16 protein-coding genes are annotated in these 15,672 nt (G+C 58.2%); 11 read left to right on the top strand and 5 right to left on the bottom strand.

Translation table 11 applies throughout. The features are described from left to right. Window positions 1-11 precede the first annotated feature (11 nt). Window positions 12-446 (bottom strand): RbsD/FucU family protein, encoded by a 435-nt coding sequence (locus RD1_RS17800; RefSeq protein WP_011569959.1) that lies wholly within the window; start codon window positions 444-446, stop codon window positions 12-14. A gap of 93 nt (window positions 447-539) precedes the next feature. Between RD1_RS17800 and RD1_RS17795 the strand changes: the two genes are divergently transcribed. The 9 genes from RD1_RS17795 to RD1_RS17755 all read left to right on the top strand — a co-directional run bounded on the left by RD1_RS17795 (window position 540) and on the right by RD1_RS17755 (window position 9,500). Continuing rightward, entirely contained in the window at window positions 540-1,562 is a 1,023-nt protein-coding gene (locus RD1_RS17795; protein WP_011569958.1) for a LacI family DNA-binding transcriptional regulator, read from the top strand. Between the two features lie 29 nt (window positions 1,563-1,591). Beyond that, a complete protein-coding gene (locus RD1_RS17790) occupies window positions 1,592-2,650 on the top strand; it encodes a sugar phosphate isomerase/epimerase family protein (RefSeq protein ID WP_011569957.1) in 1,059 nt (352 codons plus the stop codon). 66 nt (window positions 2,651-2,716) lie between these two features. Continuing rightward, window positions 2,717-3,799, top strand: a complete 1,083-nt coding sequence (locus tag RD1_RS17785) for an ABC transporter ATP-binding protein (protein WP_044033526.1) — start codon at window positions 2,717-2,719, stop codon at window positions 3,797-3,799. 65 nt (window positions 3,800-3,864) lie between these two features. After that, on the top strand, window positions 3,865-5,325 hold the full coding sequence (locus tag RD1_RS17780; RefSeq protein WP_011569955.1) for an ABC transporter substrate-binding protein: 1,461 nt from the start codon (window positions 3,865-3,867) through the stop codon (window positions 5,323-5,325). Window positions 5,326-5,397: 72 nt separating this feature from the next. Beyond that, window positions 5,398-6,315 carry a carbohydrate ABC transporter permease gene (locus RD1_RS17775; protein WP_011569954.1) on the top strand — a complete coding sequence of 306 codons (918 nt, stop codon included), beginning with the start codon at window positions 5,398-5,400 and terminating at the stop codon, window positions 6,313-6,315. Then, the gene (locus RD1_RS17770) at window positions 6,315-7,184 is read left to right on the top strand and encodes a carbohydrate ABC transporter permease (protein WP_011569953.1); all 870 of its coding nucleotides are present in this window, start codon (window positions 6,315-6,317) and stop codon (window positions 7,182-7,184) included. Before RD1_RS17775 ends, RD1_RS17770 begins: the two co-directional genes overlap by 1 nt. Next, the gene (locus RD1_RS17765; protein WP_011569952.1) at window positions 7,181-8,275 is read left to right on the top strand and encodes an ABC transporter ATP-binding protein; all 1,095 of its coding nucleotides are present in this window, start codon (window positions 7,181-7,183) and stop codon (window positions 8,273-8,275) included. The genes RD1_RS17770 and RD1_RS17765 overlap by 4 nt, the downstream gene beginning before the upstream one ends. After that, entirely contained in the window at window positions 8,272-8,559 is a 288-nt protein-coding gene (locus RD1_RS17760) for a hypothetical protein (protein ID WP_011569951.1), read from the top strand. Before RD1_RS17765 ends, RD1_RS17760 begins: the two co-directional genes overlap by 4 nt. Further along, window positions 8,556-9,500, top strand: coding sequence for a carbohydrate kinase family protein (locus tag RD1_RS17755; RefSeq protein ID WP_011569950.1), 945 nt, complete (start codon window positions 8,556-8,558; stop codon window positions 9,498-9,500). The genes RD1_RS17760 and RD1_RS17755 overlap by 4 nt, the downstream gene beginning before the upstream one ends. 21 nt (window positions 9,501-9,521) lie before the next feature. Here the strand turns inward: RD1_RS17755 and RD1_RS17750 are convergent, their stop codons facing one another. The 3 genes from RD1_RS17750 to RD1_RS17740 all read right to left on the bottom strand — a co-directional run bounded on the left by RD1_RS17750 (window position 9,522) and on the right by RD1_RS17740 (window position 12,373). Continuing rightward, on the bottom strand, window positions 9,522-10,079 hold the full coding sequence (locus RD1_RS17750) for a CIA30 family protein (RefSeq protein ID WP_044033524.1): 558 nt from the start codon (window positions 10,077-10,079) through the stop codon (window positions 9,522-9,524). Between the two features lie 103 nt (window positions 10,080-10,182). Next, the gene (locus RD1_RS17745) at window positions 10,183-11,319 is read right to left on the bottom strand and encodes a Gfo/Idh/MocA family protein (protein WP_011569948.1); all 1,137 of its coding nucleotides are present in this window, start codon (window positions 11,317-11,319) and stop codon (window positions 10,183-10,185) included. A 10-nt stretch (window positions 11,320-11,329) separates the two neighbouring features. Then, the gene (locus tag RD1_RS17740; protein ID WP_011569947.1) at window positions 11,330-12,373 is read right to left on the bottom strand and encodes a sugar phosphate isomerase/epimerase family protein; all 1,044 of its coding nucleotides are present in this window, start codon (window positions 12,371-12,373) and stop codon (window positions 11,330-11,332) included. 160 nt (window positions 12,374-12,533) lie between these two features. On the opposite strand from RD1_RS17740, the gene RD1_RS17735 reads away from it, so the two are divergent. Together RD1_RS17735 and RD1_RS17730 are read left to right on the top strand one after the other, a co-directional pair. Next, complete coding sequence (locus RD1_RS17735) at window positions 12,534-13,382, top strand: sugar phosphate isomerase/epimerase family protein (protein ID WP_011569946.1); 849 nt, start codon at window positions 12,534-12,536, stop codon at window positions 13,380-13,382. After that, the gene (locus RD1_RS17730) at window positions 13,379-14,119 is read left to right on the top strand and encodes an SDR family NAD(P)-dependent oxidoreductase (protein ID WP_011569945.1); all 741 of its coding nucleotides are present in this window, start codon (window positions 13,379-13,381) and stop codon (window positions 14,117-14,119) included. The genes RD1_RS17735 and RD1_RS17730 overlap by 4 nt, the downstream gene beginning before the upstream one ends. Before the next feature lie 138 nt (window positions 14,120-14,257). Here RD1_RS17730 and RD1_RS17725 read toward each other — a convergent pair whose 3' ends face one another. Then, window positions 14,258-15,448: an LLM class flavin-dependent oxidoreductase gene (locus RD1_RS17725; protein WP_011569944.1), complete on the bottom strand. Its 1,191-nt coding sequence runs from the start codon at window positions 15,446-15,448 to the stop codon at window positions 14,258-14,260. Window positions 15,449-15,672: the final 224 nt, after the last annotated feature.

Below are 15,672 nucleotides of genomic sequence, written 5' to 3'. Positions count from 1 at the left end.
TCGCCGGGCTTTCAGCTTGGAGCAATGGCGCCTTTGGACAGGATGATATTGCCGTAAAAGCGGTTCTCTGACGTTTGGACAACGCAGTAGGTCTTTTTGGCCTCCCGGTAGAATTCGTGCCGTTCCACGGATTGTATCTGCGCGGGGTGGTCGGCCACCTCATCAATGATGCGCTGGAACTCTGCCACGATATCCGGGACAGCCTCTGGATCCCCAACCACCTGCATCGACCGGGCCGGGGCATCCACATATGTGTCCAGCGGCATGACGGACAGGATCGCGCGCAGCGCTTCGGTCGCGCTGGCCCCGGCCAGACGTTCAATCCGGTTTGCACAGGATTCGGCCGGGAAGTTTGCATCTGCAATCACGAGTTGATCTCCGTGGCCCATGGCCCCGAGATGGCGCAACAGGTCCGGGGTCAGAACAGGGTCGATTCCGATAAGCATAGGGATGGGCCTTTCATTGGTGATGTGATTTTTCTCATTTTTGGTTGACGTACATCATGAACTACATCAACCTTTTGATCAGAGGGAGTCAACATGAACCGGGTGACGGCACAAGACGTTGCAAAAGCGGCTGGCGTGAGCGTGGCCACCGTCGATCGGGTGCTCAACGCGCGCAAGGGCGTCAGTGAGAGCACGATCGAAAAGGTCCATTCCGCGATGGATCAGCTCCATTTCGTGCGCAATCAGGCTGCCGCCGATCTCGCGCGGGGCAAGAGTTACCGGTTCACCTTCATCCTGCCGGCGGGCGAAACAACCTTTTTCAGAGATCTGTTGAGCGAAGTGGAAGCGGCAAAGACCGAAGCCTCCAAAAACCGGATCGACATCCGCGCGGTCACGGTTCCGCCCCTGAACCCGGAGGCGGTCGTGCACGCCATTGACGCTTTGGGGGATGATGTCGGTGACGGGCTGGCCCTTGTGGCGATAGAAAGCCAGATCGTGCGCGATGCGATAAACAAGCTGCGAAATCAGGGTGTTCGGATCGTGACGTTCATTTCTGACATCCCGAATTCGCGCCGCGATCGGTTCATCGGCATTGACAATGTGGCCGCGGGCCGGGTCGCGGCAAGCCTGCTCAAGAGGTTCATTTCCGCGCCATCGGGTGATGTTGCCGTGATCGCAGGTTCTGGCATCTTGCGCGATCACGTGGAGCGCCGCATGGGGTTCGAGCAGGTGATGCGCGCGGAATGCCCGCATCTCAACGTCCTGCCGTGGATCGAAGGCGAAGAGATGGCGGGCGTGGTCGAGGAAAAGCTGTCAAAGCTGCTGGCGTCCAATCCGAATATTGTCGGGCTATATAGCCTCGGTGGCGGTACGCGCGGCGTGATCGAAGCGATTGAGAGCGCAAAGACCAACATTCGGGCCGTCACGACCGAGCTTTCGGAACACACACGGGATGCCTTGATATCAGGCACGGTCGATGCTGTGCTTGTGCAGGACCCGGGTCATGAGGTTCGCAGCGCGGTACGCGTCCTCAAAGCCCTCACGGACAACGGGCCGATCAATGAAAATCAGGAACGGATCAGAATAGAAATCTTCATGCGGGACAATCTTCCGTAGGACAGGAATTGGTGAAAGGGTACAGGGGAATGAAAACGATCAAGGGGCCAGCGCTGTTTCTGGCGCAGTTCGCGGGCGATGAGGCACCGTTTGACAGCTGGGGGTCGATCACGAAATGGGCCGCGGATTGTGGTTACAAGGGCGTGCAGATTCCAAGCTGGGATGGGCGGTTGTTTGACCTCGACAAGGCGGCGGAGTCTGATGCCTATTGTGATGAGATCAAGGGCGTCGCGGCGGACAATGGCATTGAGATCACCGAGTTGTCGACGCATTTGCAGGGCCAGTTGGTGGCCGTGCATCCGGCCTATGATGATGCCTTTGATGGCTTTGCAGCCCCGCATGTGCGTGGCAATCCGGCAGAGCGGCAGGCCTGGGCCGTCGATCAGGTTAAAAAAGCACTGACAGCATCGAAAAACCTTGGCATTGGCGCGCATGCGACATTCTCCGGCGCGCTGGCGTGGCCCTACATGTATCCTTGGCCGCAGCGCCCTGCCGGGCTGGTTGAAACCGCCTTTGATGAACTGGCCAAACGCTGGACGCCCCTGCTCGATCATGCGGAAGAGTGCGGCGTTGATGTGTGTTATGAAATCCATCCGGGCGAAGACCTGATGGACGGTGTCACCTACGAGATGTTCCTAGAGCGGACGGGCAATCATGATCGTGCCTGCATGCTCTATGACCCGTCACATTATGTCCTGCAGTGCCTTGATTACATTGATAATATTGACATCTACAAAGATCGTATCCGGATGTTTCACGTCAAGGACGCGGAGTTCAATCCGACCGGTCGGCAGGGTGTCTATTCCGGATTCCAAAGCTGGGTCAATCGTGCGGGACGTTTCCGCAGCCTCGGTGACGGGCAGGTGGATTTCAACGCTGTTTTCTCCAAAATGGCAGCAAACGGGTTCGATGGCTGGGCCGTGGTCGAATGGGAATGTTGCCTCAAACATCCCGAAGACGGCGCACGCGAAGGGGCGCAATTCGTGTCCGATCACATCATTCGCGTGACCGAACGCGCCTTTGACGATTTCGCCGACGGCGGGACGGATGAGGAGGCGAACAAGCGCATGTTGGGGATTACGCGATGAGGGGTGTCTTGCGGATAATGCGGCGCGATGCGGTGGCGAGGCCTGAAGTCACAAAGGCATCGCATCGTGTCTGAGCTCAAAGTAAAAAACCTGCGGCGTGAGTTTGGCAGTGTGGTCGCGCTGGAGGATATGACCTTCGATGTCGCGGATGGCGAGTTTTTCTGCCTTTTGGGCCCGTCGTCATCGGGGAAAACCACGACGCTGCGTGCGATTTCCGGGCTTGAAGAGTTGAAAGCGGGCGAAGTTCGCTTTGACGGGCAGGATGTCACCCGTGCGCCGGTCCAAAATCGTGGCATATCCATGATATTCCAGACGTTTGCGCTTTATCCGCACATGACGGTGGAGGCCAATCTGGCCCATCCGTTGCGCCGTGACGGGGTGGCAACTGACGAGATCAAAAAGCGTGTCGGTGAAATCGCGGAGTTGTTGCGGGTGTCGCATACGCTCAAGCGCAAGACCACGACCCTGTCCGGTGGGGAGCAGCAGCGCGTGGCCATCGGCCGTGCCATCGTGCGCCGTCCACGGCTTTTGCTGCTGGATGAGCCGCTGACCAACCTGGATGCGAAGCTGCGCCATGAGATGCGCGCGGAGTTCAAACGTCTGCACCGCGAATTGGGCATGACGATGATTTACGCAACGCCCGATCAGCTTGAAGCGCTGACCATGGGCGAGAGGATCGGTGTGATCGAGAACGGGCGTGTGGTGGCGATTGGCACGCCGCGCGATCTTTATGCGATGCCCAACGACCTTTACGTGGCGCGCATGGTCGGCTCCCCGCCGATCAACATCCTGTCCGCGTCTACCCCGGATGACGGGCAGGTCCAACTGTCCTTTCTGAAAGCACCGGTGCATGCGCGCAGCGTTTTGTCGGGTCAGGATATTGCCGTCGGGCTGCGTCCCCAGGACATTGTTCTGGCTGAAGGGGGCACGGCGGCACGGGCGCGCTTCCCGGCCAAAATTCATCTGACGGAACCGCTGGGGGATGTGACGATCTTTGATGTGACGGTGCAGGACGTGGGCCTGAAAATGGTTCTGCGTGAAGAGGTTGCGGCGCAGTATTCGGTGGGTGACGAAATCGAAGTCGCTTTTGACCCCTCTGATCTGCACTTCTTTGATCGGGGCAGCGGGCGGCGTTTGGGCAGCGGATAAAAGCAAAAGAAAAGGTGAGCAGAGCAATAAAAACTCAAAAATTGACAACTAGTGGAGGAAGAAGAATGCGTACTTTAATGGGCGGATTACTGGGGGCGACGACCCTGGCCGCAGGATTGAGCGGAGCCCCGGCTCTCGCCGAAGACATCACCATCACCATGGCAGCTCCGGACTGGCCACCGACAAGGTTCATGCAGGAATATGCGGATCAGACCTATACGTCGCCGTCGGGTGCCAATGTGAAGCTGGAGATCGACTTCATCCCGTGGCCCAGTTTTTACGAGCGGGTGGCAGCATCGCTGACGTCGGGTGAGCAGAAATACCAGATGATCGTGACCGACAGCCAGTGGCTTGGTGCTTTCGTCGAGGGTGGATATTACTTGAACCTGACGGACCGGATCAAAGCGGACCCGGAATTGACGGCCATCATGCAGGATCTGCACCCGGCGCTTGTCTCTGCCTATTCGACCTATCCGCACAGAACCCGTGCGCAACTGGAAGAGGCGGGTGAAGTACCGGCACCGGGCGTCAATTACTACGGCTTCCCGCAGTTCCCCGATACCTATGTGACCTACTATCGCGAAGATATTTTCTGTCACGAAGGGGAAATGGCGGATTTTGAGGCCAAGTACGGCACAAATCTGCCCTGCACCTATGAGGACTGGCAGGATACGGACTGGACCAAATGGGGACAGATCGGTGAATTCTTCCAGCGCAAGAAAGGCGATATGCTCGCCGGGGAAACGCTGGACGACGATTTCTACGGCATCGCCTATCAGGCTGGCAAGGGATATGATTTCTCCACCATGCAGATCAACGCGTTTATCTGGCAGCAGGGTGGCGATATCTGGGACGAAACCAAAGCTCCCGAAGCGCAGGCCGAAGGTGTCGTGAACTCGGATGTCGCGGTCGCTGCCTTCGAAGAATACCTGTCCTATCTGCAGTACATGCCGCCGGTAGCGCAGACCGGGCAGATGGACATCTTCGTGATCCAGGATCTGTACATGCAGGGCAAGGTTGGTGCGATCATCGACTGGGTTGGCCTTGGTGAGCCCATTCTCGACCCTGACGCCTCAAAGGTGCATGACAAATCCGCCTTTGCACCGGCACCGGGCACTCGTCAGGCTGATGGCTCGATCGACCGGACCGGCAACATCGGCGGTCAGCCGTTCGTCCTGACAACATGGAACAGCGATGAGATCGTCGATGAGGCGCTCAACATTGTGAAGTGGTGGCTGAGCCCGGAAACACAGCTGGAAGCGGTCAAGAACGGTGGTCAATCCGGGCGCATGAGCGTCATGGCGGATCCACAGTACAACGATCTGCGCCCATGGAACCGTGCGCATGTGGAGATGATCGACTGGCAGAAAGACGTCTGGCACATCCCTGAGTTCTTCGAAATGCTGACTCAGCAGCAGGAAGAATTCGACAAGGCGATCACCGGTCAGATTTCGGCCAAGGAAGCGCTCGATGCGGTTGCTGAATTCCAGCAGGAATTGCTGGAAGACATCGGCATGATCGAGTGATCTGATAAGCGCAGAGCCCGGGCGCAATCCCGGGCTCTGGTTTCCAACATAACCCTTGTGAGGCAGTAGTTCATGGCAGATGCAGCAAACGGTAGGGGCGGTTTCGGCGCCTGGCTGTTGGACCCCAAAAGACGCGGTGCGCTTTTGGTCACGCCTGCAATCACGATCCTTTTCGTGATGAATATTTTCCCGTTGCTCTGGTCGTTCGGGCTGAGCTTTTTCAACTATAAAGCAAGTTCGCTGCGGGTGCCCTCGTTTCGCGGTCTGTCAAATTACGAACGCGTCCTGACGGATGACAAGGTTTGGGAAAGGTTCCAGACCACGGCGATCATTGTCGGGTCATCGGTCATTTTGCAACTGATCATCGGGTTTTTGCTGGCGCTGATGTTTGCCAAGGCATTCCCCATGCGGCGCATCGTTCTGATGCTTGTTCTGACGCCGATGATGTTGTCGTTTGTGTCGGTCGGCGTGTTCTTCAAACTGTTTTACGAACCGACCTTCGGGGTTGTCAGCTATCTGCTCAGCAATTTTTCCGATGAACGCTTTGTCGTGATGGGCAGCCCTGCCGGGGCCATCGCCGGGATCGTGATCGCGGATGCCTGGATGTGGTCGCCTTTCGTGATGTTGCTGGTTCTTGCCGGTCTCGTCAGCGTGCCCAAATACCTCTACGAGGCGGCCGAGATCGACCGCGCCAGTGCGTGGCGCCGGTTCTGGACGATCACCTTTCCCTATATCAAAAGCCTGCTTTTGCTGGCGGTTCTGTTTCGCACCATCGAGACGTTCAAGCTGTTTGATATCGTCTATATCATCACCGAAGGCGGGCCGGGCAGTTCGACCGAGACCATCGCGGTATATCTCTATCGCACGGCCTTTCAGTTCTTTCAGACCAGCCAGTCGTCTGCGCTGGCCTATATCGTGCTCTTCATCGTTGTCGTGATGACGAACCTTTATCTTTATACCGTCAACCGGCGCGCAGAGGAGGTCAACTGATGGCCCGTAGATATCGTGAGATCGGCAAGGCGGGCTGGGGATACACGCTGATTACCACGCTGGTCGGGCTGGTGTATTTCTCCCCCGTTCTGTGGATCATTCTGACTGCCTTCAAAACGCGGACCGATGCGCTGGCCGTGCCGCCAAAACTGTTCTTTACGCCGACGCTGGATAACTTCGTGTCGGTGTTTTACCGCTCGTCGATAACGACCGGGTCCAGTCAGGCCACTGACATGGCGCTCTATTTCTTCAACTCGATCTTTATCGCGGGCACCTCTGTGGGTCTTGCGCTGATCGTGGGAACATTGGCGGCCTATGCCTTCAGCCGTTACCCGCTGAAGGGGAATGACACCTATCTGTTTATCATCCTGACGACACGGATGATGCCGCCCATCGTTGTCATCATTCCGATCTTCCTGATGTTCCGCCTCTCTGGTCTTGCGGGCAGCTATTGGGGGATCATCCTGCTTTATACCGCCTTTAACATCCCGTTCTCGGTCTGGCTGGTGAAAAGCTTCTTTGATGAGCTCAACCCGGAAATCGAGGATGCCGCCCGTATGGACGGTGCGAGCGAAAGCCGGGTTTTCTTCCGCTTTTGCATCCCGCAAATTCTGGCCGGGCTGGCGGCGACATTCGTCTTTGGCCTGATCCTGACGTGGAACGAGTTCCTCTTTGCGCTGCTGTTGACGGGGGTTGAGACCCGAACCGTGCCGGTCGCAATGGCACGGACACTGGGCGGTGAGGTCGGCGTTGATTACGGCTTGCTTGCGGCCATTGTGACCTTGTTCCTGTTGCCCATCTTTTTCGTCACTTTCCTGCTTCAAAATCAGCTTTTGCGCGGTGTGACTTTTGGAACGGTGAAAAAATGACGATTGAACTGAAGAGTCTCACCAAACGGTTTGGTGCTTTGACGGCGGTGGATTCGATTGATTTCGATGTGGGCGATGGGGAGGTCTTGTGCCTGCTTGGCCCATCCGGCTGCGGGAAAACCACAACCCTGCGGATGATTGCCGGGCTGGAATACGCGACCGAAGGCGATGTTGTCCTGCAGGGCAAACGGGTCAATGAACTGGCGCCGCGGGACCGCAACGTCGCGATGTCGTTCCAGTTTTACGCGCTTTATCCCAGCCTGACCGTTGCGGAAAACCTCGCGTTTCCCTTGCATGCGGAAAAGATGTCGAAATCCGAAATCGACAGGCGCGTGCAAAAGATTTCCGATACCCTGCAACTGGGCAATATTCTGGGCCGCAGACCGGGGCAGCTTGCCGAAGGGGAAAAGCAACGGGTCGCGGTGGGGCGTTCCATCATCCGTGATCCCACGTGTTTCCTGTTTGATGAACCGCTGTCCCGGCTCGATGTGCAACTGCGCGAGGAAATGCGCGGCGAGATCAAAGAGGTGTTGCAGGACCTCAGCCGTCCGACCGTCATTGTGACCCATGACCAGCTCGAAGCGCTGACCATGGCCGACCGGATTGCGGTGATGCGCGATGGCCGGATCGAACAGGTGGACACGCCGCACAATGTGTTCCAGCGGCCCAGCAATCTGTTTGTGGCCGGGTTTATCGGCACACCGCAGATGAACCTGCTGCCAGCGACGCTGACCGACCTCAAAGGAGACGGGGTTGCGGAATTCGCGGTTGAGGGTGATCAAAGCATGGTCATTGAGGTGGATCGCCGTGTTGAGGAACTTGCGCGCGGGGCCAAGGTGACCCTTGGCATCCGCCCCCGCAACCTTGAGATCAGCCGCGAACCTTCTGCGGATGGCCTGTCGACAAAGATTGATATGGTCGAACCGATGGGGGCAGAAACGCTGGTGCACCTCAAGGACGGGCACCATGATCTGCGGCTTGTAACGGATTGGCGCGTGCCACTCGCGGAAGGGGACCATGTGCATACAAAGTTCCCGCCCAAAATGACGCATATCTTCACCGAAGACGAACAACTATTGAGGACAAAATGACCGCATCACAGGCAAAACTTGCTGAACGTCTCATCATCGGTTTGTGCGTTCTGTCCATTCTGGCGATCTTTCAACCGTTTTCACTGACGCTGTTTTCCATCGGCTGCGTGACCGTGGTGATTGGCGCGCTCGTGTTCAACCTTGTGCCATTTTGCCGGGAAGGGGTTCCGGCGCGCAAACTTCTGAATGTGTTCATAATCGTGCTGATCGTGCTGGGCGTGGCGGCGGCGCTGGGGATCGGCACGGCTTTTCTTTACGTTGAATATCTGGGATCGCTGAGATGAGCGGCCGGTTTGATGTCTCTGTGGTCGGGCTCTATATCCTCGATATTCTCGGGCGTCCGGTCGAAAGCATCCCGGAAGGGGGCAATGTCGAATTCATTGAAGAGATACGTCTCACCGTCGCCGGGACCGCTGGCGGGACCGTGGTCGATCTGGCCAAGCTGGGTCTCAAATGTCAGGCGGTCGGGGCCGTCGGTGACGACGAAAAGGCGGATTTCGTACTGAACCATATGGCGCGGGCAGGCATTGATTGCCGCCTGATGCAGCAGCTTGAGGGTGTTGAAACCTCCGCCACGATTTTGAATGTGCGCGCCAACGGCGAACGCCCGGCCCTGCATTGCCGGGGTGCGTCCGATCATTTTGATGTCTCGCCCGACCAACTCTCAGAGGTGTTGAATTGCCGGTTTCTGCATCTTGGCGGTACCGGGCTTTTGGCCAGGATGGATGGGGAGCCATCGCGCCGCTTGCTGCAGGCCGCCCAGGAGGCAGGCTGCGTCACCACATGGGATCTGGTCGGTGCCGGGCCTGATACATGGCAATTTGTCGAACCGTTGCTGCCCCATATCGACTATTTCATTCCCTCCATCGAGGAGGCGGAAATCCTCTCTGGTGTCAGCGGTGTTGAGGATAACATCGCCTTTTTCCAAAGCCGGGGGGTCAAGTGTTGCGTGCTGACCATGGGGGGCGACGGGTCCATGATCGCACAGGGAAATGACCGTGTGCATGTTCCGGTCTATGATATCGACGTGGTCGACACGACCGGATGTGGCGATGCCTATACGGCGGGCTTCATCGCCGGGCTGGCGGATGATCGCTCGCTTCTTGAGTGCGGACATCTGGGCACGGCGGCGGCGTCACTTGTCGCATCGGGTCTTGGGTCTGACGCCGGGATCATTGATCGCGCGCAGACCGAGGCCGCGATGGCCGCATGGCGCGCGGCCTGAGCATCGACGCTCAGGCGTGCCTCAAAAGAGCGCGATGCGCCGCACCGAAATATCCGCCTCATGATCGCGGCCAAAGGCGACAATGGCGATGCTGATGATTTCTTCGGGGTCAATGCTCTCGCTCAGATGTGCGTGAGATCGCTCAAAACTGTCCAGCGACAACTGCACCTTTTGCCATGAGGTGCAAGCTTCGAAACTTTCGCCGTAATAGTACCATGGCCTGCTCATCTCGGACGTTCTGATAAACAAATAGTAGCGCTGATCGTTTCCGCGCACATCCATCTCGATCCCGGTGGTTGCCGCGGGCAGGCCATCGCGCAGCAGACGGCGTACTTGAATAAAGCCACCGTTGAACACCGTGCTGACAGTGCCGGTCAACCGGATGCCGGGCTGGCCATCGATCATGGCCACGACGGCACCACCGTCAGAGACACCGCCCATCACCGTATCCGCCGCATACTGCCAGCGTTTCGACGCGCCGTCGCCGAAGTCTTCGAGAACCATGTCATCTGCGGCGGCCGTCGCGCTTAGTCCCACGGCAAGCAATGCCGCCCATGCCAATCCCCGTATTCCGCGCATTTCATCCCCTTTCGAAGTCGTCCTTTCGAAAAAGATAGCGCGCCGATGTGCGCGGTCGACCCGCGCGATCGGCTCAAAGGCGCGGGCCGGCTCAGGCCTCGGATCAGCTTGCCGCTTCCCACCGTCCGCTGTCGGCAGACCGCAGCACGGCATCCGTGACCCTGTCGGTCTTCAGCGCGTCGGCAAAGGTTGGCGCGGCGGGCATTCCGTCAAGACCCATGATGAAATCCGCCGCCTGATGCGTGAAGCTTTCATCATAGCCGATGGACAGGCCGGGCACCCACCATTTGTCCATGTAAGGGTGATCGCCATCGGTCACATGTACCGACCGCCATCCCCGTGTCCTGCCGTCATCGCGGTGGTCAAAGTACTCAAGGCGGTGCAGATCATGCAGATCCCAGAACAGCGAGCCATGTTCGCCGTTGATCTCAAGCGTATAGAGCGCCTTGTGACCCCGCGCGTAGCGGGTCGATTCAAAGGTCGCCAGCGATCCATTGGCAAACCGCCCCATGAAGGCGCAGGCATCGTCAATGCCAACCGGTTCGACCTTGCCCGTCAGCGCGTGTTCGCGTTCCTTGACGAAGGTTTCCGTCATGGCAGTCACGCTGTCGATCCCCCCGTTCAGCCACATTGCCGTATCAATGCAATGCGCCAGCAGATCGCCAGTCACACCGCTGCCCGCCACGGATTTATCGAGCCGCCAGAGCCCTTCTCCCCCCTGCGGCAGGTCTTCGGAAATCGTCCAGTCCTGCAGGAATTTGGCGCGATAATGGAAAATCCGGCCCAGATCGCCGTTGTCGATCATCTGCTTGGCCAAGGTCACGGCAGGAATACGGCGGTAGTTGTACCAGACCATATTGGCAACACCTGCCTTTTCGACCGCATCCACCATCTTCTGGCTTTCAGCGGCGGTCCGGCCCAGTGGCTTTTCACACATCACCATCTTACCGGCTTCTGCGGCGGCAATCGCAATCTCCATATGCATGTTGTTTGGTGCCGCGATGTCGATCAGGTCGATGTCATCGCGCGCCACGAGGTCTTTCCAATCCGTCTCAACAGAGCCGTAGCCCCAGTTCTGCGCGAAGGCTTCGGCGCGGTCACGGTCGCGCGCGCAGATGGCGGTGAGTTCCGGCTGACGGGGCAGATCAAAGAAACGCGGGGCGGTCAGGAAAGCGTTGGAATGTGTGCGCCCCATGAAACCATAGCCGACCATGCCAATTCTGAGTTTGGGTTTTGTCATTTCTGCCTCCTTATGCCTGCCAGCCATGGGTGTTGCGCACCGCGATCATGGCGGCCAGAATGTCGTTCCACGTTTGCTGATCCTCTAGAACCGCATTGGGGAACATACACCCGTCCCAGCAGATGTGCTGCATCGCCTCGGTTGGTGTTCCATCCGCGTTGTTCAGCCAGAACCCTGCGTGTTTGACGATATCGAGCCTGCCATTCGGGTCCGTTGCCAGACAGTGCCGGCCCGTCTTGTCGTGGCTGCCGCTGCCATGCACGGTGCCGTCGTTCTGGGCGACGTGAAAATCAATCGTCCAGGGTCTGAGCGCGTCCGTGATTGTTTTCAGCGCCACGTCCAGTTCGGCAGGGTCTTTCCAATCATACCCTTCCGGCAGCAGCCGGTGTTCCGGCGCATTGTAGCCCAGAGCATAGAGCATCGTATGGGCAAGGTCTGCCTGAAACCCGAATGTCCCGGGGCGATCCACCGCCTCCAGAAGGTCCAGCATGTGTTTCCAACTGTGCATGCCACCCCAGCAGATTTCGCCTTCAGCGGCGAGCTTTTCGCCATGGTCGGCGGCAATGTCACAAGCCTGACGCATCGTTTCGGCCATTTTCGCCGTGTTGCCTGCCGGGTCCTCTGCCCAGCTTGCCACATCCGTTGCGGTATCCACGCGAATGACGCCACTGTCGCGCACGCCAAGGTCACGCAACCGCCCCATGATCCGGCAAGACTGGCGCACCGCGTTCAGAAACGCCTGACGGCCTTCGCCCTCATCCATGGCCGAACCACCCCCGACGGGGGGCCAGACGGGCGCCACGGCAGAGCCGATCTTCAGACCCCGACCGCCGACATTATCCGCAAGCGCCTTGATGGTATCCTCGTCGGCATCAATCGGCGTGTGCGGATCGGCAAGAAACAGGTCGACCCCGTCAAATTTCACCCCATCGACCTCGGCGGCTTGCGTCAAGTCCAGCATTCTGTCGAGGCTGATCGGCGGTTCTTCGTCGCCTTTGCCAACCAGTCCCGGCCACATCGCATTGTGCAGCTTGGGATATGTTTGAGTTCCCATGATACCCTCCCCGGTTTTTGGTGTTCGGGTGTCATGCTGGCATAACTCTGAGCAAAAGTATTCATTTTTCTGACGTGCGCTCATCATAAATAGCTTTGGATATTCCTCATTTACGCAGTATAACCCTCAGGACTGGGCATCCTTAGGGGGGAGACGCGTTGTGAAAATTGGATTCTGCATGTTGCTGTGGACGACCTCGGTGGGGCAGGAGCACAAGGCGCTTCTCGCTGATCTCAAGAAAACCGGCTATGACGGGGTGGAAATCCCCATCTTTTCCGGAACGCCTGATGATTACGCGCAAATCGGCAAGATGCTGGATGAATTGGGCCTGGGGCGCACCGGAATTTCGGTTGTACCGACGCTTGAGATGAACCCGCTCAGCGACGATGCTGAGGCGCGCAAGGCGGCTGTGGACTACCTCAAATGGTGTGTCGATTGTACGGCGGCGCTGGGGGCGGATGCGATCGGGGGGCCTTTGCACCAGACGCTGGGGCATTTCACCGGCGCGGGACCGACCGGGGCAGAGTTTGACCGGGCGCGCGAGGTCCACCGGCAGGTAGGTGATCATGCCAGCGCCAATGGCGTCACAATCGCATTGGAGGCGGTGAACCGGTTTGAAACCTATTTCGCCAATACGATGGACGATCTGTGCGCCTATACCACATCGCTGGATCACCCCGCGATCAAGACAATGTACGACACTTTCCACGCCAATCTGGAAGAGCGTGACCCGATTGATGCGTTTAGGCGCAATGCCGACAATATCGTACATGTGCATATTTCCGAGAATGATCGCGGCGTGCCGGGGCGCGGGCATATCCCCTTTGCCGAGACCTTCGCGGCGATCAAGGCGTCGGGCTATGACCGTTGGCTGACGATCGAAGCCTTTGGACGCGGCTTGCCCGAACTTGCGGCGGCAACGCGTGTCTGGCGTGATTTTGCGGAAAGCCCCGAGGCATATTATCGCGATGGCTATCGCTGTATCAGAGAAGGATGGGACGCGGCATGATGGATTTTTCAGGACAGGTGGCCGTTGTCACCGGCGGTGCGCAGGGGATTGGCCGCGCGGTCTGTGAAGTGTTGCGCAGGCAGGGCGCGCGCATTGTCATCTGGGATGCGGATGAGGGTCTGGCCCAGCAGACGGCCGCTGAACTGGGGGACGACAGCAGTGCGATTGGTGTCGATATTTCTGATTGGGACAGTGTCTGTGCGGCGCGCGATGCAACGCTGGCTGCTGCGGCGCGCATTGATGTCGTGGTGAATTCTGCCGGCGTTGCGGGAATGAATGCCACCGTCGAGGACTATCCGGTGGAAGAATTCGCCAAGATCGTGGCGATCAACCTGCTCGGTACGTTCCACGTCAACAAGGCGGTTGTGCCTTCCATGCGGGATGCGAAATACGGACGGATCGTCAATATCGCCTCAGTCGCAGGCAAGGAGGGGAACCCCAATGCCTCCGCCTATTCAGCGTCAAAAGCGGGTGTGATCGGTTTCACCAAATCGCTGGGCAAAGAGCTGGCAGACCTTGATATCGCGGTGAATTGCGTCACACCTGCGGCAGCGCGCACCCGTATTTTCGATCAGATGAGCCAAGAGCATATTGACTACATGCTGTCGAGAATCCCGCGCGCGCGCTTCCTTGAGGTGACTGAGGCCGCCGAGATGATCGCCTGGCTTGTGTCGCGCGAAAACAGTTTTACCACCGCTGGTGTGTTCGATCTGTCCGGCGGGCGGGCAACCTATTAAAGCGTCATGCGAAAGGTCTCGACCACGTAACGCTGCCTCAAATCAAGGTTTTCAACGCGTTACGTGGTTCAGGCATTTCGTCAGTTGCTCCAGACGGGCCTCAGGCTGCCGCAGGATGACGTGCGGCAGCCCAGGAGATTATTCCGCCGGTTCGGCTGCTTTTACGCCGCGGCTGTCTTTCTCCGCCGAGTAAATCTCCTGCGCGGTTTCCACGGCCTTGGCATGGACCGCCGCCAGTTCGGGGCGCATCTTTTGGGCCCGCATGGCGGCATTCATCGTGGAGTGGTGCTGGCCCTGGAAGTGCGGGAAGACTTCACGTGCAATCAACTCATAGCTTCTGCGCGTGGCATCAAAGTTCGCCCAGTTGTGCGCCAGCATCAGATAGGCACCAAACCCGCCGTTGGATTGCTTCCACAAACGGTCGATCTGCGCCCTGCACATCTCCGGCGTGCCGATTGCGCCAAAGCCGCTGTCGTTGATGAAATCAATCATCTCCTTGGCGTTCTGGCCTGGCATGGACATCTGCGGGAAGGCGGCGATTTCCTGGAAATAGTGGAACCAGTGTTCAATCCCGTATTCCACATCGCGGCGCGCCTGTTCGGCGGTTTCCGCGATATGACACAGGCCCACGAGCCGCCATTTTGAGCGGTCCACCTGTTGCTTGTGATGGCGCGCTTCTTCCTCGATCACGTCCCAATGCAGGGCAAGGGCATCGAACCCGGCGGCCGTTGTCGCCCCGATGGAAATCAACCCGGTCCCATATTTTCCGGCCAGTTTCGGCCCGGTTGGCGAGGCAACGGCGGCAGTGGCCAGATCAAAGTTGGAATAGGGCCGCAGGTGCAGGCGGGCATCTTTCAACGTCCAGCGGTCGTTCTCGAAGTTCACCGGTTCGTCAGAGCGCAACAGACGTGTGATGATGTCCAGCCCATCTGCCAGCAATCCACGGGTGTCTTTCTGGCTCAGCCCGATCATGGCGGCGTCGGTTGGCAAGGATCCGGGCCCAAGGCCCAGCATGGCGCGGCCGCGTGTCAGGTGATCCAGTTGCACGATCTTTTCAGCGACCCAAAGCGGGTTGTGATAGCTGACGGAGACGACACCCGTGCCCAGCTTGATCCGCCGGGTGCGCGGTGCGGCACTGGCGATCATCAGTTCGGGACTGGCGGATATCTCGGACCCGGCGGAATGGTGTTCGCCAAACCACACCTCATCATAGTCGCATCGATCCAGCCATTGCACCAGTTCGAGGTCTTGCTCCAGCGCCAGTGTCGGATTGATACCGGGCTTGTGAAACGGTGCCAGAAAAATTCCAAAACGCATTCGGTCGTTCATTCATGGTCCTCCCTTGATCGCCGCCTGCAAAAGAGGGGCGGCGTGGACGGATGTTAACGGCATAGTTGAAATGGTCAAAATCTTTTCAGGGACGTTCTGGATGGATCTTTGGTATCGGGTGTTGGCCGTGTTGGAGATGAGAGCGGTCAAAAGCCCGCGATCCTGACCGGAAATGAGTGCCATCGCCGGGACAATCCCCGGCGCAAGACTGCCGTATTTCATTC

Source organism: Roseobacter denitrificans OCh 114, from assembly GCF_000014045.1.
In the GTDB taxonomy this organism is placed as follows: Bacteria; Pseudomonadota; Alphaproteobacteria; order Rhodobacterales; family Rhodobacteraceae; genus Roseobacter; species Roseobacter denitrificans.
Note: the sequence above shows the minus strand (reverse complement) of the source record. Positions and strands in the feature narration are given on the sequence as shown.

Excerpts from the sequence above, each read along its gene's own strand:
- RD1_RS17740 (WP_011569947.1), bottom strand. The coding sequence starts at position 12,373 with ATGGGAACTCAAACATATCCCAAGCTGCACAATGCGATGTGGCCGGGA.
- RD1_RS17770 (WP_011569953.1), top strand. The coding sequence starts at position 6,315 with ATGGCCCGTAGATATCGTGAGATCGGCAAGGCGGGCTGGGGATACACG.
- RD1_RS17725 (WP_011569944.1), bottom strand. The coding sequence starts at position 15,448 with ATGAACGACCGAATGCGTTTTGGAATTTTTCTGGCACCGTTTCACAAG.
- RD1_RS17755 (WP_011569950.1), top strand. The coding sequence starts at position 8,556 with ATGAGCGGCCGGTTTGATGTCTCTGTGGTCGGGCTCTATATCCTCGAT.
- RD1_RS17765 (WP_011569952.1), top strand. The coding sequence starts at position 7,181 with ATGACGATTGAACTGAAGAGTCTCACCAAACGGTTTGGTGCTTTGACG.
- RD1_RS17795 (WP_011569958.1), top strand. The coding sequence starts at position 540 with ATGAACCGGGTGACGGCACAAGACGTTGCAAAAGCGGCTGGCGTGAGC.
- RD1_RS17790 (WP_011569957.1), top strand. The coding sequence starts at position 1,592 with ATGAAAACGATCAAGGGGCCAGCGCTGTTTCTGGCGCAGTTCGCGGGC.
- RD1_RS17780 (WP_011569955.1), top strand. The coding sequence starts at position 3,865 with ATGCGTACTTTAATGGGCGGATTACTGGGGGCGACGACCCTGGCCGCA.
- RD1_RS17745 (WP_011569948.1), bottom strand. The coding sequence starts at position 11,319 with ATGACAAAACCCAAACTCAGAATTGGCATGGTCGGCTATGGTTTCATG.
- RD1_RS17730 (WP_011569945.1), top strand. The coding sequence starts at position 13,379 with ATGATGGATTTTTCAGGACAGGTGGCCGTTGTCACCGGCGGTGCGCAG.
- RD1_RS17775 (WP_011569954.1), top strand. The coding sequence starts at position 5,398 with ATGGCAGATGCAGCAAACGGTAGGGGCGGTTTCGGCGCCTGGCTGTTG.
- RD1_RS17750 (WP_044033524.1), bottom strand. The coding sequence starts at position 10,079 with ATGCGCGGAATACGGGGATTGGCATGGGCGGCATTGCTTGCCGTGGGA.
- RD1_RS17760 (WP_011569951.1), top strand. The coding sequence starts at position 8,272 with ATGACCGCATCACAGGCAAAACTTGCTGAACGTCTCATCATCGGTTTG.
- RD1_RS17800 (WP_011569959.1), bottom strand. The coding sequence starts at position 446 with ATGCTTATCGGAATCGACCCTGTTCTGACCCCGGACCTGTTGCGCCAT.